3 protein-coding genes are annotated in these 2,120 nt (G+C 56.3%); all 3 read right to left on the minus strand.

Annotated elements, in window-relative coordinates; all coding sequences use genetic code 11:
• On the minus strand, window positions 1-885 hold an 885-nt coding region (locus GPK90_RS10035), incomplete at its 3' end, for a hypothetical protein (RefSeq protein WP_252197419.1).
• A 26-nt stretch (window positions 886-911) separates the two neighbouring features.
• Complete coding sequence (locus GPK90_RS10040; RefSeq protein WP_215696614.1) at window positions 912-1,625, minus strand: antirestriction protein ArdA; 714 nt, start codon at window positions 1,623-1,625, stop codon at window positions 912-914.
• A gap of 4 nt (window positions 1,626-1,629) precedes the next feature.
• Window positions 1,630-2,120 (minus strand): DNA cytosine methyltransferase (locus GPK90_RS10045; RefSeq protein WP_215702871.1); only part of this gene is annotated, 491 nt, incomplete at its 5' end.

Below are 2,120 nucleotides of genomic sequence, written 5' to 3' on the forward strand. Positions count from 1 at the left end.
AGCCGCCCGGATGGCGTTGTCCGTGAGCTGCCTCTGCCATGCGCCCACGCTGGGAGCCCAGCGGAAACCGTTGCTTTTCAGCTCGGCCCGGGTGTCCGCGTCAGGCTTTCCGTCAAAGAACACCTGCAAGCGGTTGTCCTCCCGGTTCATTTCCACACGGCCCCCATCGAACTCCCAGCCGGAAAATTCCTGCTGTGCCTGTTTGGAAAGCTGTTCGATACGGGCCTTTACCCGGCGGATTTCCGCATTGTTGTTGGTAAGCTGGTAGCTTTCAAAGGGCCTCGGATCGCTCCGCCAGCTTGACGCCATGCTTGCTTTCAGCTTTTCGATCTGATCCGGCGACAGCAGCGCACAGCCGTCCAGCTTGCCATGCTTGCGGTAATAGGCGTTGACCTCCTTCATAATGAGCTGGGAGCGTTCCAGCCCGTCCAGCTTCTTCTGGAGCTTTTCAATCGCTGCCGGGTCATCGGCGCTGATCCCGCCCATGCCGGTACTGCGTATCTTATCCAGCAGCCCTTGAATATACCGCCATTCCTCCATGTTGCTGTCCCGGGCCCGGTTCTGTTTTTCCTTCTTTCCCACCGGGAAATTGGCAGGTCCGGCGATCATCACAGAGGGAACCCTCGCGTCAATGGCAAAGCCCTGGTTCATGTTTTCGGCCAGCTTGCGGGCGTAGGTGTCTAACAGATGGTCAATCTTCTCATGGTACATGGGGTCCACCCGGGATTTCTGCTTTTCCGCTATGGCGGCGGCCTTGTCCACCATTGCCCGGTATTCCGCCGTTGCGCTCCCTTCATTGTAGTCGGAAAAGCTGTTCATTTCCTTTGCCCGGCGGGCGGCTCCTTCATTGATAGGGTAATAGTTGATGGTATGCACCTCCTTCATGCTTCGGGCCATGCTGGCCCGAAGTCTTACCGTTCTTCATGGGAAGGCCCCGCCTTGTCCTTCTTCGGAGTGGGCGGGGCTTCTTGAAACCGTTTGAGTGCAGCGAGAATGGAGTGGACAGGTTCGGCCTTTTCAGGATAGGCAAATATCCGGTGTTCCGGCGGAATGTCCTGCGGCCCGTGGTAATACTCCTTGAAGCCCTCCGGGACTGCCGACACATACCCACCGGGAGCGAATACGCCGCCCTCGTTGATACGCACATCCCGTCCGTATGCTTCATAATCGAAGTAGTTCTGAATGTGCTCCGGTATGTCGATAGTCCCAAGCTCGTCGGCGTAAAGACGGCCCAGCCCTTCATCATCGGAAATATCCGGGTAAAAGCGGTAAAGGTCAAGGTTCTGCGTCAGGTTTATCAAATCCTTCACGCTCCTTGTGTGGTTTCCTAAGACAAGAGCGGCTTCAAAGGTTTCCAGTCCGCCCTTATCCCGTACTTCCAGCAGGGCGTGGCCCAGCTCGTTCAGCTCGTCGATGTTCTCACATTCGTAGAGATGATCGTAGAGCCCCAGCACATCACTGTCAAAGCTGGTAAAGAACACTTCGCTGTACCGTTTCCCGTCTATCCCGATTTTGGCAAGGGCGGCCTGCAACTCCTGTGTCGTCATGGGGAAATGTACCGTTGTCCCTACCTCGATCCCCATTAAGGGGTACAGGGCTGTATTGGTTATATAGGCTTCAAACATAGGCTTATTCCTCCTTTCCGGCCCGGTCAGCCAGCACCTCATAGATCCCGGCCATAATGTAATCGGCACAAGGGAGGGCAATCGCATTTCCCAGCGCCTTGTAGCGTTGCAGAGGCCGGATCTCCATGTCGTCCGCCCCGTACTTTGTCCAGCCCTCTGGCAGCCCCATCAGCCGTTCACTTTCTGTTTCCGTCAGAAAACGGATACAGCCGCCCTCCGGGTCGCCCTCATACCAGAAGGCAAAGGGCGTTACATCACTGGCTAAAAGAGTGGGAAAAGGGTCAGTTGGTAATCCGAAGCTGTTTCGGAAGGCCGTTTCTTCCTGCCTTTTTGCCGCTCCCCGCATACGGAAGCACTGAAAGGGGTGGATGACTGGTATCTGCCGCCCTGTTTTAAAAGAAGCTGTTCGATCTCTTTCGGCGGCGGCCCGCCCGCCCTCTCCGCAAGGCGGAGGAAGTGGGAGCATTGGACGGGGCTTAAATAGTATGTCTGCGG

This window comes from Clostridium sp. MCC344 (genome assembly GCF_018785365.1).
In the GTDB taxonomy this organism is placed as follows: Bacteria; Bacillota; Clostridia; order Lachnospirales; family Lachnospiraceae; genus Pilosibacter.